This window comes from uncultured Methylovirgula sp. (genome assembly GCF_947646745.1).
Taxonomy (GTDB): Bacteria; Pseudomonadota; Alphaproteobacteria; order Rhizobiales; family Beijerinckiaceae; genus Methylovirgula.
The window spans coordinates 63,610-77,691 of the sequence record NZ_CANSHK010000009.1 but is presented as its reverse complement, the minus strand read 5'-3'; the positions used below and the strand labels follow the sequence as shown (position 1 = coordinate 77,691).

At 64.5% G+C, this 14,082-nt stretch carries 11 protein-coding genes and 1 pseudogene; 1 reads left to right on the top strand and 11 read right to left on the bottom strand.

The window, feature by feature from the left end:
* Positions 1-2,745 (top strand): annotated as a pseudogene (locus tag Q0025_RS04315) (hypothetical protein); the annotation flags it as partial.
* Here the strand turns inward: Q0025_RS04315 and Q0025_RS04310 are convergent.
* The 11 genes from Q0025_RS04310 to def all read right to left on the bottom strand — a co-directional run bounded on the left by Q0025_RS04310 (position 2,746) and on the right by def (position 14,014).
* Complete coding sequence (locus tag Q0025_RS04310; RefSeq protein ID WP_297296374.1) at positions 2,746-3,087, bottom strand: hypothetical protein; 342 nt, start codon at positions 3,085-3,087, stop codon at positions 2,746-2,748.
* Positions 3,088-3,158: 71 nt separating this feature from the next.
* A complete protein-coding gene (locus Q0025_RS04305; protein WP_297296372.1) occupies positions 3,159-3,548 on the bottom strand; it encodes a hypothetical protein in 390 nt (129 codons plus the stop codon).
* Positions 3,549-3,668: 120 nt separating this feature from the next.
* Positions 3,669-4,385 (bottom strand): ligase-associated DNA damage response endonuclease PdeM, encoded by a 717-nt coding sequence (pdeM, locus tag Q0025_RS04300; RefSeq protein WP_297296370.1) that lies wholly within the window; start codon positions 4,383-4,385, stop codon positions 3,669-3,671.
* Positions 4,386-4,400: 15 nt separating this feature from the next.
* On the bottom strand, positions 4,401-6,926 hold the full coding sequence (locus Q0025_RS04295; RefSeq protein ID WP_297296368.1) for a ligase-associated DNA damage response DEXH box helicase: 2,526 nt from the start codon (positions 6,924-6,926) through the stop codon (positions 4,401-4,403).
* Positions 6,926-8,578 carry a long-chain fatty acid--CoA ligase gene (locus Q0025_RS04290; RefSeq protein ID WP_297296366.1) on the bottom strand — a complete coding sequence of 551 codons (1,653 nt, stop codon included), beginning with the start codon at positions 8,576-8,578 and terminating at the stop codon, positions 6,926-6,928. The genes Q0025_RS04295 and Q0025_RS04290 overlap by 1 nt, the downstream gene beginning before the upstream one ends.
* 53 nt (positions 8,579-8,631) lie before the next feature.
* Positions 8,632-9,096: a PTS IIA-like nitrogen regulatory protein PtsN gene (gene ptsN, locus Q0025_RS04285; RefSeq protein WP_297296364.1), complete on the bottom strand. Its 465-nt coding sequence runs from the start codon at positions 9,094-9,096 to the stop codon at positions 8,632-8,634.
* A 115-nt stretch (positions 9,097-9,211) separates the two neighbouring features.
* On the bottom strand, positions 9,212-9,808 hold the full coding sequence (raiA, locus tag Q0025_RS04280) for a ribosome-associated translation inhibitor RaiA (protein WP_297296362.1): 597 nt from the start codon (positions 9,806-9,808) through the stop codon (positions 9,212-9,214).
* A gap of 226 nt (positions 9,809-10,034) precedes the next feature.
* Positions 10,035-11,576 carry an RNA polymerase factor sigma-54 gene (rpoN, locus tag Q0025_RS04275; protein WP_297296360.1) on the bottom strand — a complete coding sequence of 514 codons (1,542 nt, stop codon included), beginning with the start codon at positions 11,574-11,576 and terminating at the stop codon, positions 10,035-10,037.
* A gap of 121 nt (positions 11,577-11,697) precedes the next feature.
* On the bottom strand, positions 11,698-12,498 hold the full coding sequence (gene truA, locus Q0025_RS04270) for a tRNA pseudouridine(38-40) synthase TruA (protein ID WP_297296358.1): 801 nt from the start codon (positions 12,496-12,498) through the stop codon (positions 11,698-11,700).
* On the bottom strand, positions 12,498-13,415 hold the full coding sequence (gene fmt / locus Q0025_RS04265) for a methionyl-tRNA formyltransferase (protein ID WP_297296380.1): 918 nt from the start codon (positions 13,413-13,415) through the stop codon (positions 12,498-12,500). Before fmt ends, truA begins: the two co-directional genes overlap by 1 nt.
* 20 nt (positions 13,416-13,435) lie before the next feature.
* Positions 13,436-14,014, bottom strand: a complete 579-nt coding sequence (def, locus tag Q0025_RS04260) for a peptide deformylase (RefSeq protein ID WP_297296356.1) — start codon at positions 14,012-14,014, stop codon at positions 13,436-13,438.
* Positions 14,015-14,082: the final 68 nt, after the last annotated feature.

Sequence of the window (14,082 nt, the reverse complement as noted above, 5' to 3'; positions counted from 1 at the left end):
CCGGCGCCGGTGCTGCCGCGCGAGACGCCGCGGCGCCCCTCGCTCGGCGCGGCGATCGCGGAAGTCTCGCGCCGCCAGCACGAGCTCGAAGATTGGCGGGCCTTCGCGCCGCCTGCACAGCGCGGCGAAGCGCGTCCCCGCGCGGCCTCGCTCGTCACTTTGCAAAACGATATCGCCGGCCTTGCCGCGCGGCTCGACGCGATGCAGCGCGAGCAGGCGGCACGTTATGCCGCGCCGCCGGTCTGCAATCTCGACAAATTGCGCACCGAGATCGCCACCATGTCCGAGGCTTTGCGCGATGTCGCCTCGCGCGGCTCGGTGGCGACGGTCGAAGCCGCCATCCGCGGCCTGTCGCAGAAGATCGAGGACTCGCGCAGCGACGGCATGAAGGACGCCATTCTGCGGCCGATGGAAGAACTCGTCGCCGAACTGCGCCAGTCGCTGGCCGAGATCGATCCGCGCATGACGATCAAGGGCCTCGAAGGCGAATTGCGCAAGCTCGGGATCAAGATCGACGATCTCGGCCGCAGCGGCATCGATCCCGCAGCCTTCGGCCATATCCAGGCGCAGACGCGCGAAATCCGCGATCTCCTCTCTGCGGCCATCGCCCGGCCGCTGCCGATCGAGCGGATCGAGCGGCAGGTGACGGAACTCGCCGAGAGCCTCGCCCAGCACCCGGTCGCGACCGTCTATGAAGGCTTCGTCGCGCCGCAGCGCGATGCCGCGCCCTTTGCCGCCATCGAGGCGCGGCTGGAGGAGATTGCCGCCAAGGTCGATGAATCGCTGAACGCGGCGCGCGATCAAAGCCGCTATCGTGATCTCTCCGATCGGATCGACACTGTGCATGAAGGGCTGTCGGCGCGGATCGCCGATGTTCAGCGCCAAGCCGCGCCTGACACCAGCGCGCTCGAAAATCTGGTGCGCTCGCTGTCCGAGAAGATCGAGCGCGCGATCGCGCCGCAGGCGGACCAGCGTGCCATCGAAGCGCTGGAAGAGCAGATCACCGCGCTTGCGCAGCGGATGGACCATGGCAATCCGTCCGTTTCGCTGAGCGGGCTCGAGCGCACGATCAGCGAATTGTTCGGCGAGTTCGAACGCACCCGCGTCGCCAGCCTCGAAACGGCGGAACAGACGGCGCGCAGCGCCGTGCGCGAGGCCTTGGCCGGTGCGCCGGGTTATGGCTTGGACCAAGAGCGGATCGCCGAAGAGCTTGGCGACCTGCGGGCAAAGCAGGCGCAGGCCGACCAGCGCACCCTTTCGACATTGAACGCGGTTCACGAGACGCTGGAAAAGGTGGTCGAGCGGCTTTCGACCTTCGAAGCGGAATTGACCGATCGCCGCGGCGAACCGGGCGGCCGTCCCGCCGCCGAGCCGGGACTTGCGCCGCGCAATCCGGCACCGCCGCAAAATCCGCCGCCCTCACCGCCGCCGTTTGTCGAGCCGCGCGGCCGCAGCACCGCGGCCCCGGACGCCCCGGCGACCGCTCCGGAAGATTTTTTGATCGAACCGGGCACCGGTTTTCCCGGCCGCCGTGAGAATGGCAATTCCGGCGCCGCGACGCCGCCGGCGCAGTTCGATTCGCTTGAGGCGCCGGCCTCGCGGTCCGAATTCATCGCCGCGGCGCGCCGCGCCGCGCGGGCGGCGCAGCGCGAGACCGCAGCCACGATACAGGCGCAGTCGCGGCCGGCGGCGCCGGCCGAGGCCAAGGGCGGCCTTGCGACGCTCATCGCCCATTACCGCCGCCCGGTTGTCTTGTCGCTCGCGGCGATTTTCGTCGCCGTCGGCGCTTATGCTGTGTTGAAGAGCCTCGGCCATCCGCCGATGAAGGTCTCGGACTTCGAGACGCCGCCGGCAATCGTCGCCTCGGCGCCGCCGCCTCCGCCACCGGTCGCGGCGATGACGAGCGCCGCCAAAGTCGACGACAGCGCTTTGTCGCCGAATTCGATCGTCACGCCGCCGCCGGCGCCGCCCGGGGCCGGGTCAGCCGCCGGCACCGACCCGATCGTCACCGGGTCCATTCCGCGGCAGCCCGCCGTCCAGGCGCAAAAACCGCGAGAAATGTCGCTCAACGACTTGCGCGATCAAGCCCGCGCCGGCGATGTCTCAGCCCAATTCGCGCTCGCCACCGAATATACCGATGCGCGCTTCATGCCGCGCGACTTGAAGGCCGCGGCGCAATGGTACGAAAAGGCGGCGGCGCAGGGTTTCGCTCCGGCCCAATACCGCTTGGCGTCCTTTTACGAAAAAGGCCTTGGCGTCTCGCGCGACATCGGCAAGGCGCAGGCGCTCTATCAGAAGGCGGCGGCGGCCGGCAATATCCGCGCCATGCACAATCTTGCGGTGCTTGCGGCGGATGGCGGCGACAGCGGCCGGCCGGATTATGCGACGGCGGCTCAATGGTTCAAGCGCGCGGCCGAATTCGGCGTCCGTGACAGCCAATATAATTATGCCGTGCTGCTGGCGCGCGGCATGGGCGTGCCGCAAGATTTCTCCGCGTCCTACGTCTGGTTTGCCATCGCGGCGCGGCAAGGCGATCAGGATTCGGCGGCCAAGCGCGACGATGTCGGCGCGCGGCTGTCGGCGGATCAACTTGCTGCGGCGAAGGCTACGGTCGCGCGCTTCCATGCCCGCACGCCGGCGGCTTCGGCCAACGACGTGGTGATGCCGGTGATTACGACGAATGCGCGCACGGCGCCCGAGCCGGCGTTGAGCTTCGGCCAAAAGCCGAAAGTGTCGATGCTCTGACTAGCGGAAGCGGCAGGTCGCGATCGGCTCGGATTGATCGGGCAGATAAACCTTCAAGGTCCAGCCGGCGCCGCGCGGATCGGCGCAGATGCCATGTGCGGTTTGGATCGTCACCTTGCGGATGACTTCCAGGCTGACGCCTCCCTGCGGCACGGCGGCGGTCGCCTGCATCGTGCGCGTCCCCGTGTCGAGGCTGAAATGGCGGATGAGGCCCGAGGCCCTATTGGCATCACCAATATTGCCCATCATCGTCGCGCTGGCGGCCGCCTCGGCCTGCGTGCTGACGAGCCCCAGTGCGACAAGCGTCGCCAGCCATTGACCCGGCCTCAATATCCCTTGCATTGCCATGCGTCCCCTTCCGCCGAACGATACCTCTCATAGCACGATGATGAGGGCAGGCAATTCGGGCAAGCTCAGGGCTGTGCGCTGGCGCGCTCGGCGTAGCAGGCGCGCACGATGGGCGCGCAGACGGCATCCTTGCCGCCGCCGATCGGATCGTCGGTATCGCCGCTGTAATTCACTGCAACGACGCGGTTCTTCTCGATCCGGAACGTCGCGTGACAATAGCCGGTGAACGAGGCGCCGACGAAATTGATGATCGGAACGGTCAAGCTGACACTGTGTGAGGAATTGGCGTTGTACATAAAGAGCGTCGTCTTGTGATCGCTCACTTTTTGGTCGGGCAGGCCGAGGCAGGACTCAAGCTGAAGCTCGGACATTCCGAGGAGGCTGGTGCGGGCTTCCCTGGCGACATCAACGCTATCGTCGGCACAGCCTGCAAGGAAAAGCACAAGAAAATTCAAGGCTAATCGCCGCTTCATCACACCCCCTCTCGACGCACGCGAGGCGTAAATGGCGCGATGCAGCGCGAAGTCAAAACGCTCGCGCGGATTTTACCGACGAGCCGGGCGCGATCGGGCGATCTAATCCGGCAGGCAATGCCGGTGCGAGATTTGATAGACGCGCTCGCGGCCCATGACATGGGCGATGCGCTCGCGGCCGGCGAACAGCGGCGCAAAGGCGGGGTGGTGCAGATTGAGGCCGCCGGCATAAGCGCCGAAGGCGGGCAGAATGCAGCGCGTTCCATCGCTGAGGAAACAGCGTCGCCGCACCGAACCCGTGCTGCCGGCGACGCGCGCGACGGGATGCAGATGCCCGGCGATTTCGATCTCCGCTGCCGCGGCCTTCGGCTCGTGGCGGAAGGTGATATTGGCGATCATGAGTTCGTCGTGCCGGGCGCCGCCGAGGTCCGCCGGCAAATGCGGATCGTGATTGCCGGCAATCCAGATCCACTGCCGGCCGGCCTGCAAATGCCGCAAGCTGGCGCGATATTGGCTTGGCAGCCGCTCGCCCCCTTCGACATCGTGGAAGGAATCGCCGAGCGCGATCAAGGTACGGGGCGTATAGCGGGCGATAAGGGCGGCGAGCGCCGCAAGCGTCATGGCCGTATCGTAGGGCGGCAGGAAAATGCGCCGGCGCGCATAGGCCGAGCCTTTTTCGAGGTGCAGGTCGGCGACGACGAGCAGTCTTTCTTCCGGCCAGTAAAGCGCGCCCATCGCATCGGCGACGAAGCTTGCGGCGCCAAGATGGAGCGCGGGAACGCGGCTGTGGCGGCTGTCTTGTCCAATCGCAATATTCATTTTTGAATTCGTATCTCAGCCTTCGGCCGCTTCCTTGGCGAGCGCCGCCGATGCCTCCGCCAGGATCGCCTCGCGCGCTTCGCCATAGACAGGTTCGCGGCCGATTTCGAGCAAAATCGGCACCGCCAGCGGCGACACGCGTTTCAACGCTTTATGCATGATTCGGCCTTTGACGCGCGAGAGCATGGCAGCGATACGGGGCAGGTCAAGCAGCCCGAGAGCGGCGTCCTGGCGCGTCGCGCGCAGGAGAATATGGTCCGGCTCATGCCGGCGCAGGACATCGTAGATGAGATCGGTGGAAACGGTGATCTGCCGGCCGGTCTTCTCGCGGCCCGGGTAATTGCGCTCGATCATGCCGGAGATGATCGCGCAATTGCGGAAGCTGCGTTTCATCAGCGAGGATTCGAGCAGCCAGGCTTCGAGATCATCGCCCAGCATATCCTCCGCGAAGAGCGATGCGAGGCTCGCGCGCTTTGCCTTGATCGCCGCGCCGATATCGGTCGCGCCCCAGGTCCCGAGCGCATAATCATTGGCGACGAAGCCGAGCGGTTTCAACCCCATGCGCTCCATGCGCCGGGTCAGCAGCATGCCGAGCGTCTGATGCGCGAGCCGTCCTTCGAACGGATAGGCGACAAGATGGAATCGGTTTCCGCGCGGAAACGTCTCGACGAGCAGATGGCCGGGCGGCGGCAGCGCCGAGCGTTGCGCTTGCAGGCTCAGCCATTCGCCGGCGGGCTCGGGCAGTTCATGCCATTGCTTGGGATCGGCGACCATCGCGCGCACCCGCGCGGCGAGATGCGTCGAAAGCGGAAATTTGCCGCCGTCGTAAGAGGGAATTTTCGGCACCTCGGCATGGGCGCGGGAGACCAGCGCCTCGTTCTCGACGATGCCTTGCAAGGCAAGGATTTCGCCGCCGAACAGAAACGTGTCGTGCGGCGCCAGCGTCTCAAGAAAATATTCCTCGATCTGGCCGAGGATGCGCCCACCGCGCCGCAACGGCCCAGTGTAATTTTGGCCCGGATTCTCCGCTTTGCCGCGCACGAGGCGCACTTTCAGCATGTCGGCTTCGACGATCGTGCCGACATTCATGCGATAGGTCTGCGCGACGCGGCCGTTGGCGATGCGCCAGGAGCCATCCTTTTGCTGCTTGATCTTGGCGAAGCGCTCATAGGCGGCAAGTGCGTAGCCGCCATGCGCGACGAAGGCGACAGCGGCCTCGAATTCCTCGCGTGTCAGATCGCGATAGGGTTCGGCCGAGGTCACTTCGCGAAAGAGATCCTCGGCGAAAAAGGGCTCGGCACAGGCCATTCCGAGGACATGTTGACAGAGGACATCGAGAGCGCCGCGGCGCGCCACGGCCGTATCCTGCTCGCCGGCATAAGCCGCATCGACGGCGGCGCGGCATTCGAGCACCTCGAACCGGTTCGAGGGCACCAGGATCGCGCGCGACGGCTCGTCGAGCCGGTGGTTGGCGCGGCCGATGCGCTGCATCAGCCGGCTAGCGCCTTTCGGGGCGCCGAGATTGACGACGAGATCGACATCGCCCCAGTCGATGCCGAGATCGAGCGTCGAGGTACAGACGACGGCCTTCAGCCGGCCTTCCGCCATCGCGGCTTCGACGCGGCGGCGCTGGCCGACATCGAGCGAACCGTGATGCAGCGCTATCGGCAATTTGTCCTCGTTGATGCGCCAGAGTTCGGCGAAGGCAAATTCCGCCAGCGCCCGCGTATTGACGAAGACGAGGCTCATATGCGCCTGCCTGATCAGGCCATATACTTCCGCAATCGCATGGCGGGTGGTGTGTCCGGACCAGGGCAGATGCTCGGTCGTGTCGAGGATCGAAATGTCGGGCCTGGCGCCGGGCGGTGCGGTGACGAGATGCGCCATCGCGCCATCCGTCTGCGAGACGAGCCAGCGGCGCAATTCGTCCGGATCGCGCACCGTCGCCGAGAGGCCCGTTGCGCGCATCTGCGGCGCAATCTGGCGCAGCCTGGCGAGATCGAGGCTCAGCAGATCGCCACGTTTGGAGGCCGTGAGCGAATGCAATTCGTCGATCACGACGCGCTTCAGATCGGCAAAGAGATGGCGTGCGTCGGCGCTCGCAAGCAGCAGGGCGAGTTGTTCGGGAGTCGTCAGCAGGATATCGGGCGGATCGCGGCGCTGGCGCTGGCGCTTCGACACTGACGTATCGCCGGTGCGCGTTTCGGCCCGCACCTTGAGGCCCATTTCGGCGATGGGGATGTCGAGGTTGCGGGCGACATCGGTCGCGAGCGCCTTCAGCGGCGAAAGATAAAGCGTATGCAGGCCGCGCCGATTGCGCGGCCGGTCGAGATCGACAAGCGTCGGCAGAAAGCCTGCAAGCGTCTTGCCGGCGCCGGTTGGCGCGATGAGAAGCACGTCTTCGCCGGCTTCGGCATGTTTCAGGAGGGAAAGCTGGTGCGGCCGGGGCGTCCAGCCGCGCCGGGTGAAAAATTCCGCGAAGCGCGGCGGCAGCAGGCTTTGAGTGGCGGCCTCTGCGGGCCTTGCGCGCGGGTTCGCCATCAGGCCGAGGCGGACGCGGAATTTCGCGTTTCTTCCACAACCAAATCCTTGCGGCTGATCTTGCCGATATTGGTTTTGGGAAGCGTCGCGCGGATTTCAATGGCGCGCGGCAGTTCGAGCCGCGAGAGATGTGTTCTGAGGAAGTCGAGCAGGTCGGCCGGCGTCGCTGCCGTCCCCGGCAGCAGCGTCACGAAGGCCTTCGGCACCTGCCCGCGCACCGGATCGGCGACGCCAATGGCGACCGCCTCGGCGACGGCGGGATGTTGCAACAGAGCTTCCTCGATCATGCGCGGATAGATTTTGAAGCCGTTGCAGATGATGATGTCTTTGATCCGATCGACCAGGAAGAGGTCGCCGTCCTTGTCGAGATAGCCGACGTCGCCGGTGCGTAGCGCGCCGTCGATGAAGACCGCTTTCGTCTCTTCCAGATTGCGCCAATAGCCGGCCATGATATTGGGCCCGCGCAGACAGATTTCGCCGCGTTCGCCGGTACGCAAAATTTTTGTCGGGTCGTCGAGGGAGCGAATCTCGACGGTCAATCCCTTGAGCGGCGGCCCGACCGATTCATTCTTGTAGGGCGCATCGAGCGCGTTGGCGGCCACGACGGGCGCGGCCTCGGTCAGGCCGTAGCCTTCAACCAGCTTGCAGCCCGTCAACGCTTCAAACCGCTGGCGCGTCTCGAGCGGCAGCGATGCGCCGCCCGAGATGCAATAACGGATCGACGACAGATCGAATTTTTCGTGTTCCGCCTTATGGCTCACGGTGGCGAAAAGGCTCGGCACGCCGGGGAAAAGCGTCGGCTTTTTCTTGATGATGAATTCCAGCACTTGCGCGAGATCGAAACTCGGCAACAGCACCAGCTCGGCACCGAGCGAAATGCAGAAATTCATGCACGTGGTCATGCCGAAGACGTGAAACAACGGCAGCAGCACCAGCGCGCGTTCCTGCCCTGGGCGCAGCACCGGCACGCGATCCCTGATCTGCGCGACATTGGCGGTGAGATTGGCGTGGCTGAGCATCGCGCCTTTCGGCACGCCAGTCGTGCCGCCGGTATATTGAAGCACGGCAAGGTCGATCGCCGGATTGATGGCGACACGCGCCGGCGGCGTGTGATCGGCCAGCAGGCGCGCGAACGGAATATGTCTTTCGTCGCGCGGAATTCGCGCCAGTTCCTTGGCCTTGAAGAACCCAAAGAGGAGGCCCTTGAGCGGCGGCAGCGCCGCGCGCAGCGAGCAGACGACGACTTTTTTGAGCGAGCTTGTCTCAAGGACTTCGGCGATCGTCGGATAGATTTTGGCGACATCGAGCGTCACCATGATCGTCGTGCCGGAATTCTCGATCTGCTGGGCGATTTCGCGCGCGACATAGAGCGGATTGAAATTGACGATGACGCCGCCCGCCTTCAGCACCGCGTAATAGGCGATGATGAAGTAGGGTGAATTCGGCAAACAAAGGCCGACCCGGGTGCCGCGCTCGACGCCGATATTCTGGAAGCCGCGCGCGACGCGGTCGACACGGCGCGCTAATTCCGCATAGGTCAGCTTCCGGCCGAAAAAATCGATGGCGACATGATGCGGAAAGCGCGCTGCAGCCTCGTCCAGCAGAGCCGGAACGGAAGAGGTTGTAATGGCGATTTCGGGATCGCTCGACATGGCCGCAATCTAGCGCATGTTCCGGCCCGGTCCAGCCGGCGAAAGCGGCGCCGTTAAGCGGCGTTTGAGGCCGGTTCCTGGGTCAGGACGGCGTAGAGCGCGGCGGGGTCGTGCGTCGCCCGCAGTTTCGCGGCGATGGTGATGTCGCGGAGAACCCGGGCGACACGCGCCAGCGCCTTCAAATGATCGGCGCCGGCAAATTCCGGCGCCACAAGCATCAGCACGAGATCGACGGGTTCGCCGTCAATGGATTCGAAATCGACCGGCTTTTCGAGTCGCGCGAAAACCCCGAATATGCGCTGGCATTTCTTGAGCTTGGCGTGTGGTAGCGCGACACCGCTGCCGGTGCCGGTCGAGCCAAGCCGTTCGCGCTGCAGCAGCGCGTTGAAGATTTCACGCGGCGGCAGGCCGGAAATACGGGCCGCCCGCTCGCTCAGTTCCTGCAGAACGAGCTTCTTCGTGCCGGCGCGCAACGAGGCGACGACGGCATCGGGGGCAATCAAATCCGTGAGCCGCATGGGAATATTGACTTCCAACTTCCGGACGCTCGAAGAGAGAGCCATGTTGTGCACCGCGCAGGGGGCCGGCGCGGCAAGGGGCCATATGGCCTCTCCCGCGCGCAAGTCCAAGGGGTTAGAGGGACAAGGCTTTTGCAGACGTGCTGAGGTCGATCCAACCGATATTGCCGTCGGCGCGGCGATAGACGAGGTTGGCGTGATGGTCGCCGGCGTGATGAAAGAAGACCACCGGCATATCGCTGGAATCGAGCCTTTCGACCGCCGCCGAGACCGACATTTCCTCGAGTCCGGCGACGGATTCGGCGATCACGACAGGATTGGCATCGCTCGCCTCATCAGCCGCTCCGAAGCTCTCGGGGGCGCTCGAAGAATCCGATTGCGACACCGCCGCAAAGGCCGGCGCCGGAACGCCATTGGCAGCGCGGACCTTGCTGCGGTCCTTTTGCCGGCGCAGCCTGTTCTCGATCCGATCTGCCGCTTTGTTGAAGCTCGTATAGGCGTCCGGCGCTTCGCCTTCAGCCTGCAAGGTTATCCCGGAATCGAGATGCAGCGTGCAATCGGTGCGAAAGCCCGAGCCCTCGCGCTCGATTGTCACATGACCGCCGGTCGGTTCGGCCGCGTATTTCAAGACAACAAGGTCGAGTCGCGCGCCGACGTAAGTGCGAAGAGAATCCCCGATATCGATATTTTTTCCAGAGACGCGCAATGTCATTGGTTTACCTCCAATTCACTGTCGCCCCAACACGGCCCGCCGTTCATCGGCGGTTGCTTCAGGGTTAGGAGTCTCGCGTCGTGAAGTCAATGGGTTGACAAAACCAGCCGTGCACAGCGAGGAAAACTGCTTGAGCATAACTGCAACGCAATGCGGCAAGTGCGCTAATTGCGAGGCGTTTCAAGCTCTTCCTGAAAGCATTAAAAGCGTGCAACATTTGAACGGTTCAATGCAGGCCGCGCATCCGCCGGCGCTCGACTGACGAGGGAATACGCAGGCTTTCGCGATATTTGGCGACAGTGCGGCGGGCAATCTCCACATTCGATTTTTTCAATCGTTCGACGATGGCATCGTCGGAGAGAATGTCGCTGTCGGATTCGTGCTCGATCATTTGTTTGATACGGAATCGCACCGCTTCCGCCGAATGCGCGTCGCCGCCGCTATGCGAAGCGATGGACGCCGTGAAGAAATATTTCAGTTCGAAAAGCCCGCGCGGCGTCGAAATATATTTGTTCGAGGTGACGCGCGACACGGTCGATTCGTGCATGCCGATCGCGTCGGCGATGGCCTTCAGATTGAGCGGCCGCAAATGCTCGACGCCATGCGCGAAAAAGGCATCCTGCTGACGGACGATTTCGCTCGCGACTTTGAGAATGGTGCGGGCGCGCTGTTCGAGGCTCTTGGTCAGCCAATTGGCCGTCTGCAGGCAATTGGAAAGGAAGGAGCGGTCGACGTCATTGGCTTTCGCCCGCGCAACCCGCGTCGCATACACTTGATTGACGAGCAGACGCGGCAGGACGTCGGCATTCAGTTCGACATGCCAGGATCCGTCCGGCAAAGCGCGGATGATGACATCGGCGACGACCGGCTGCACGGTGCCGCCGCCGAAGGCGCGGCCGGGCTTGGGATCGAGCTGCTTGATCTCCGCGATCATGTCCGAAATATCTTCGGCGCTGACGCCGCAAAGCTTGCGCAAGCCCGCGTAATCGCGCTTGGCGACGAGATCGAGGCGGCTGACGAGAGCCTGCATGGCGGGATCGAGACGGTCTTTCTCGCGCAACTGGATCGACAGACATTCGGCGAGGTTGCGGGCGCCGACGCCCGCCGGCTCGAACGTCTGGATGACCGAGAGAAGCTTTTCCACCCGTTCGACCGGGGCACCGAGGCGCAGCGCGATCTCGGCCGGAGAATCGGCCAGATAGCCGGCATCATCGATCGAATCGATGATCGCCTGGCCGATGACCCGATCGACCGGATCTTTGGTGGCGAGTGCCAGTTGCGCAGCGAGATGATCGCGCAGGCTGAGCTCGGCCGCGACATAGGCTTCGAGATTGGTTGCCTCGCCGTCCGCCGCCGGGGCGGGTGCGCCGGACCAGGAATTTGCCGAAAGCGACAAGCCTTCGCCCGCCGGAACGTGCTCGGCCGGGGTCGGGGCGCGGTCATCGTCAAAGGCGTTGGACAGTTCCGTGCCGAGGCTCGCCTCCAACGTGGTGCGGTCGGTGGCAAAGGATTCGGAACTCCACTCGGCTTCGCCCGCCTCGTTGAAATCGGCGCTGCCTGCCTCGTCGCTTTGGCCGGCGTCGCCCGGCACGTCGGCATCGGGCGCATCTTCGGCGCGTTCCAGCAGCGGATTGCGCTCGAGCTCGTCCTGGACGAAGGCGGCAAGCTCCACATTGGAGAATTGGAGAAGCTTGATCGCCTGGAGGAGCTGCGGCGTCATCACCAGGGACTGGCCCTGGCGAAGAAGAAGCTTGGTGGTCAGCGCCATACTCGATACAACCCCCGACGGAAGGGCAGGGCTTCGCGGCCCGTTTCTTGCTTGCCTATTCTTATAGCATGATCGTCGGCGCTGTCTTCTCTTAAACCCCGGTTAACCATAAATTTTTTCGTCAATTCCCGGGCTGTTTGGAATGATCGCGGCCTTCGGGCACCGCCTCGTCACGGCTGAGCTTCGGGTAATCGACCGATAGAAAATAAAGGCCGGCGGCCGGCGCCACCATGCCGCAGCGGCGGCGGTCGCGCGCTTCGAGCGCGGCTCTCAAGTCCTGGTGGGTCCATTTGCCGGCGCCGACATGTTCGAGCGAGCCGACCATCGAGCGCACCTGATGATGCAAGAAGGACCGCGCGCTGGCATAAATCTCGATGCTGTCGCCTTGCCGGACGACGTCAAGCCGTTCGAGGGTCCGCACCGGGCTTGCCGCTTGGCATTCGGCATCGCGAAAGGTCGAGAAATCGTGCCGGCCGACAAGAATCTGTGCGGCCGCATTCATGGCTTCGGCGTCGAGCTTGCGTTTGACGAGCCAGGCACGCCCCGCTTCAAGCGTCAGCGGTGAACGGCGGTTGGTGATCCGATAGAGATAATGCCGGCGGACGGCGGAAAAGCGGGCATCGAACGTGTCGGGGACGGGTTCGGCGAGGACGATGGCGATCCGGCTTGGCCGCAAATGCGCATTGAGCGCATCGCGCAAAACGTCAGGGCGCCAGTCGCGGGCGAGGTCGGCATGCGCGACTTGGCCCAAGGCATGAACGCCGGCGTCGGTACGGCCGGCGCCCCGGATCGGAATGTCGGCGCCGGTGATTGCGGCAAGCGCGCTTTCGACGGCGGCTTGGATCGACGGGCCGTTTGCCTGCCGCTGCCAGCCGACAAGGCCGGTGCCGTCATATTCGATGGTGAGCTTGTAGCGCGGCATCAGGCGGGAAGCTGTGTGCCGCGCGGGAGCCGCGCGCCGTGCAGAAATTCACGGGCCGGCATTGGCCCGCGGCCGGCGCGTTGCACCTCGAGCAATCGCAGCGCGCCGCGGCCGCAGCCAATGGTCAATTCATCGTCGAGGACGAGGCCCGGCGCTCCAACGCCCGCGACGACATGCGCCCGGAGAACTTTGATTCGTTCCGGCCCCTTGCCGAGATCGGTAAGGAAAACGGCGCCTGGAAAGGGTGACAATCCGCGCACGAGATTATGCAGGTCGGCCGCGTCGCGCGACCAGTCGATCAAGGCTTCGGCCTTGGTGATCTTCTCGGCGTAGGTGACGCCGCTCGCTGCCTGCGGCGTGAAGACCAGAGCCTTGCGCGCCAGAAGCTCCAGTGCGCGGCCCATCAGGCCGGCGCCGAGATCGGAGAGCCGGTCGTGTAATTCGCCCGCCGTCATCTCTTGGCTGATGGGAATGCGTTCGACGAGCGCGACGGGGCCGGTATCGAGCGTTTCGTCCATGCGCATCACCGCGACGCCGGTCTCGCGGTCGCCGGCCATGATCGCGCGCTGGATCGGCGCGGCGCCGCGCCAGCGCGGCAAGAGCGAGGCATGCAGATTGAGGCAGCCCTGGGCCGGCGCGTCGAGAATGGCTTTCGGCAGAATGAGCCCATAGGCGACGACGACCGCAACCTCGGCCGCGTGGCTCGCAAAGAGCGCCGCGGCTTCGGCCGTCCGCAGACTTGTTGGGGTGAAGACGGGGAGCCCAAGTTTCGTCGCGGCGAGAGCGACCGGCGAGGGCAGGGTTTCAAGGCCGCGCCGGCCGGCGGGCTTGGGCGCTCGCGTATAGACTGCCGCGATCTCATGGCCCCGCGCCGCAATCTCGGTCAGGACCGGCACGGCGAACGCGGGCGTGCCCATGAAAACGGTGCGCAAGGCGCTCAGCCTTCCAATCGGGCCGGTTTGGCCTCCGTCTCGTCCTTATCCTGCTTGGCGTCTTCGGCGTCGCGCTTGGCGGCCTTGACGAATTTCTTGGAGATCATCTCGCGCTTCAGCCGCGAGATATGATCGATGAACAGCACGCCGTTCAGATGATCGATCTCGTGCTGAAGGCAGGTGGCGAGAATGCCGTCGGCCTCGATTTCCTGTTGTCTGTTGTCTCGATCGAGATAACGCACCCGGATGCGCGCCGGCCGTTCGACCTCCTCGTAGATTTCCGGAATCGAGAGGCAGCCCTCGTTATAGGTCGAGAGCTCCTCCGACGACCAGACGATGTCCGGATTGGCAAAGACCATCGGCTCGGCGCTTGCTTCCTCGTCCTGACGCTTGGCCACGTCGAGGACGAGGAGGCGCTTCATCTCGCCGATTTGCGTCGCGGCGAGGCCGATGCCGGGTGCCGCGTACATCGTCTCCAGCATATCGTCCATCAGCGCGCGGATGGCGTCGTCGACGGCGGCGATGGGCTGGGCTTTCTGGCGAAGCCTTTTGTCGGGAAGAATGAGGATCGGTCTCAGGGCCATGGCGATGATCGGGTGAAATCAGCCCAAGACATAGGCATCAAGCCGCCCTGGGTCAATTTCGCCATTCG

Bases quoted from the DNA above. Each gene is read 5' to 3' on its own strand.
- fmt (WP_297296380.1), bottom strand. From the start codon at position 13,415: ATGGGCACGCCCGCGTTCGCCGTGCCGGTCCTGACCGAGATTGCGGCG.
- rpoN (WP_297296360.1), bottom strand. From the start codon at position 11,576: ATGGCGCTGACCACCAAGCTTCTTCTTCGCCAGGGCCAGTCCCTGGTG.
- pdeM (WP_297296370.1), bottom strand. From the start codon at position 4,385: ATGAATATTGCGATTGGACAAGACAGCCGCCACAGCCGCGTTCCCGCG.
- Q0025_RS04295 (WP_297296368.1), bottom strand. From the start codon at position 6,926: ATGGCGAACCCGCGCGCAAGGCCCGCAGAGGCCGCCACTCAAAGCCTG.
- Q0025_RS04290 (WP_297296366.1), bottom strand. From the start codon at position 8,578: ATGTCGAGCGATCCCGAAATCGCCATTACAACCTCTTCCGTTCCGGCT.
- ptsN (WP_297296364.1), bottom strand. From the start codon at position 9,096: ATGCGGCTCACGGATTTGATTGCCCCCGATGCCGTCGTCGCCTCGTTG.
- def (WP_297296356.1), bottom strand. From the start codon at position 14,014: ATGGCCCTGAGACCGATCCTCATTCTTCCCGACAAAAGGCTTCGCCAG.
- raiA (WP_297296362.1), bottom strand. From the start codon at position 9,808: ATGACATTGCGCGTCTCTGGAAAAAATATCGATATCGGGGATTCTCTT.
- Q0025_RS04310 (WP_297296374.1), bottom strand. From the start codon at position 3,087: ATGCAAGGGATATTGAGGCCGGGTCAATGGCTGGCGACGCTTGTCGCA.
- truA (WP_297296358.1), bottom strand. From the start codon at position 12,498: ATGCCGCGCTACAAGCTCACCATCGAATATGACGGCACCGGCCTTGTC.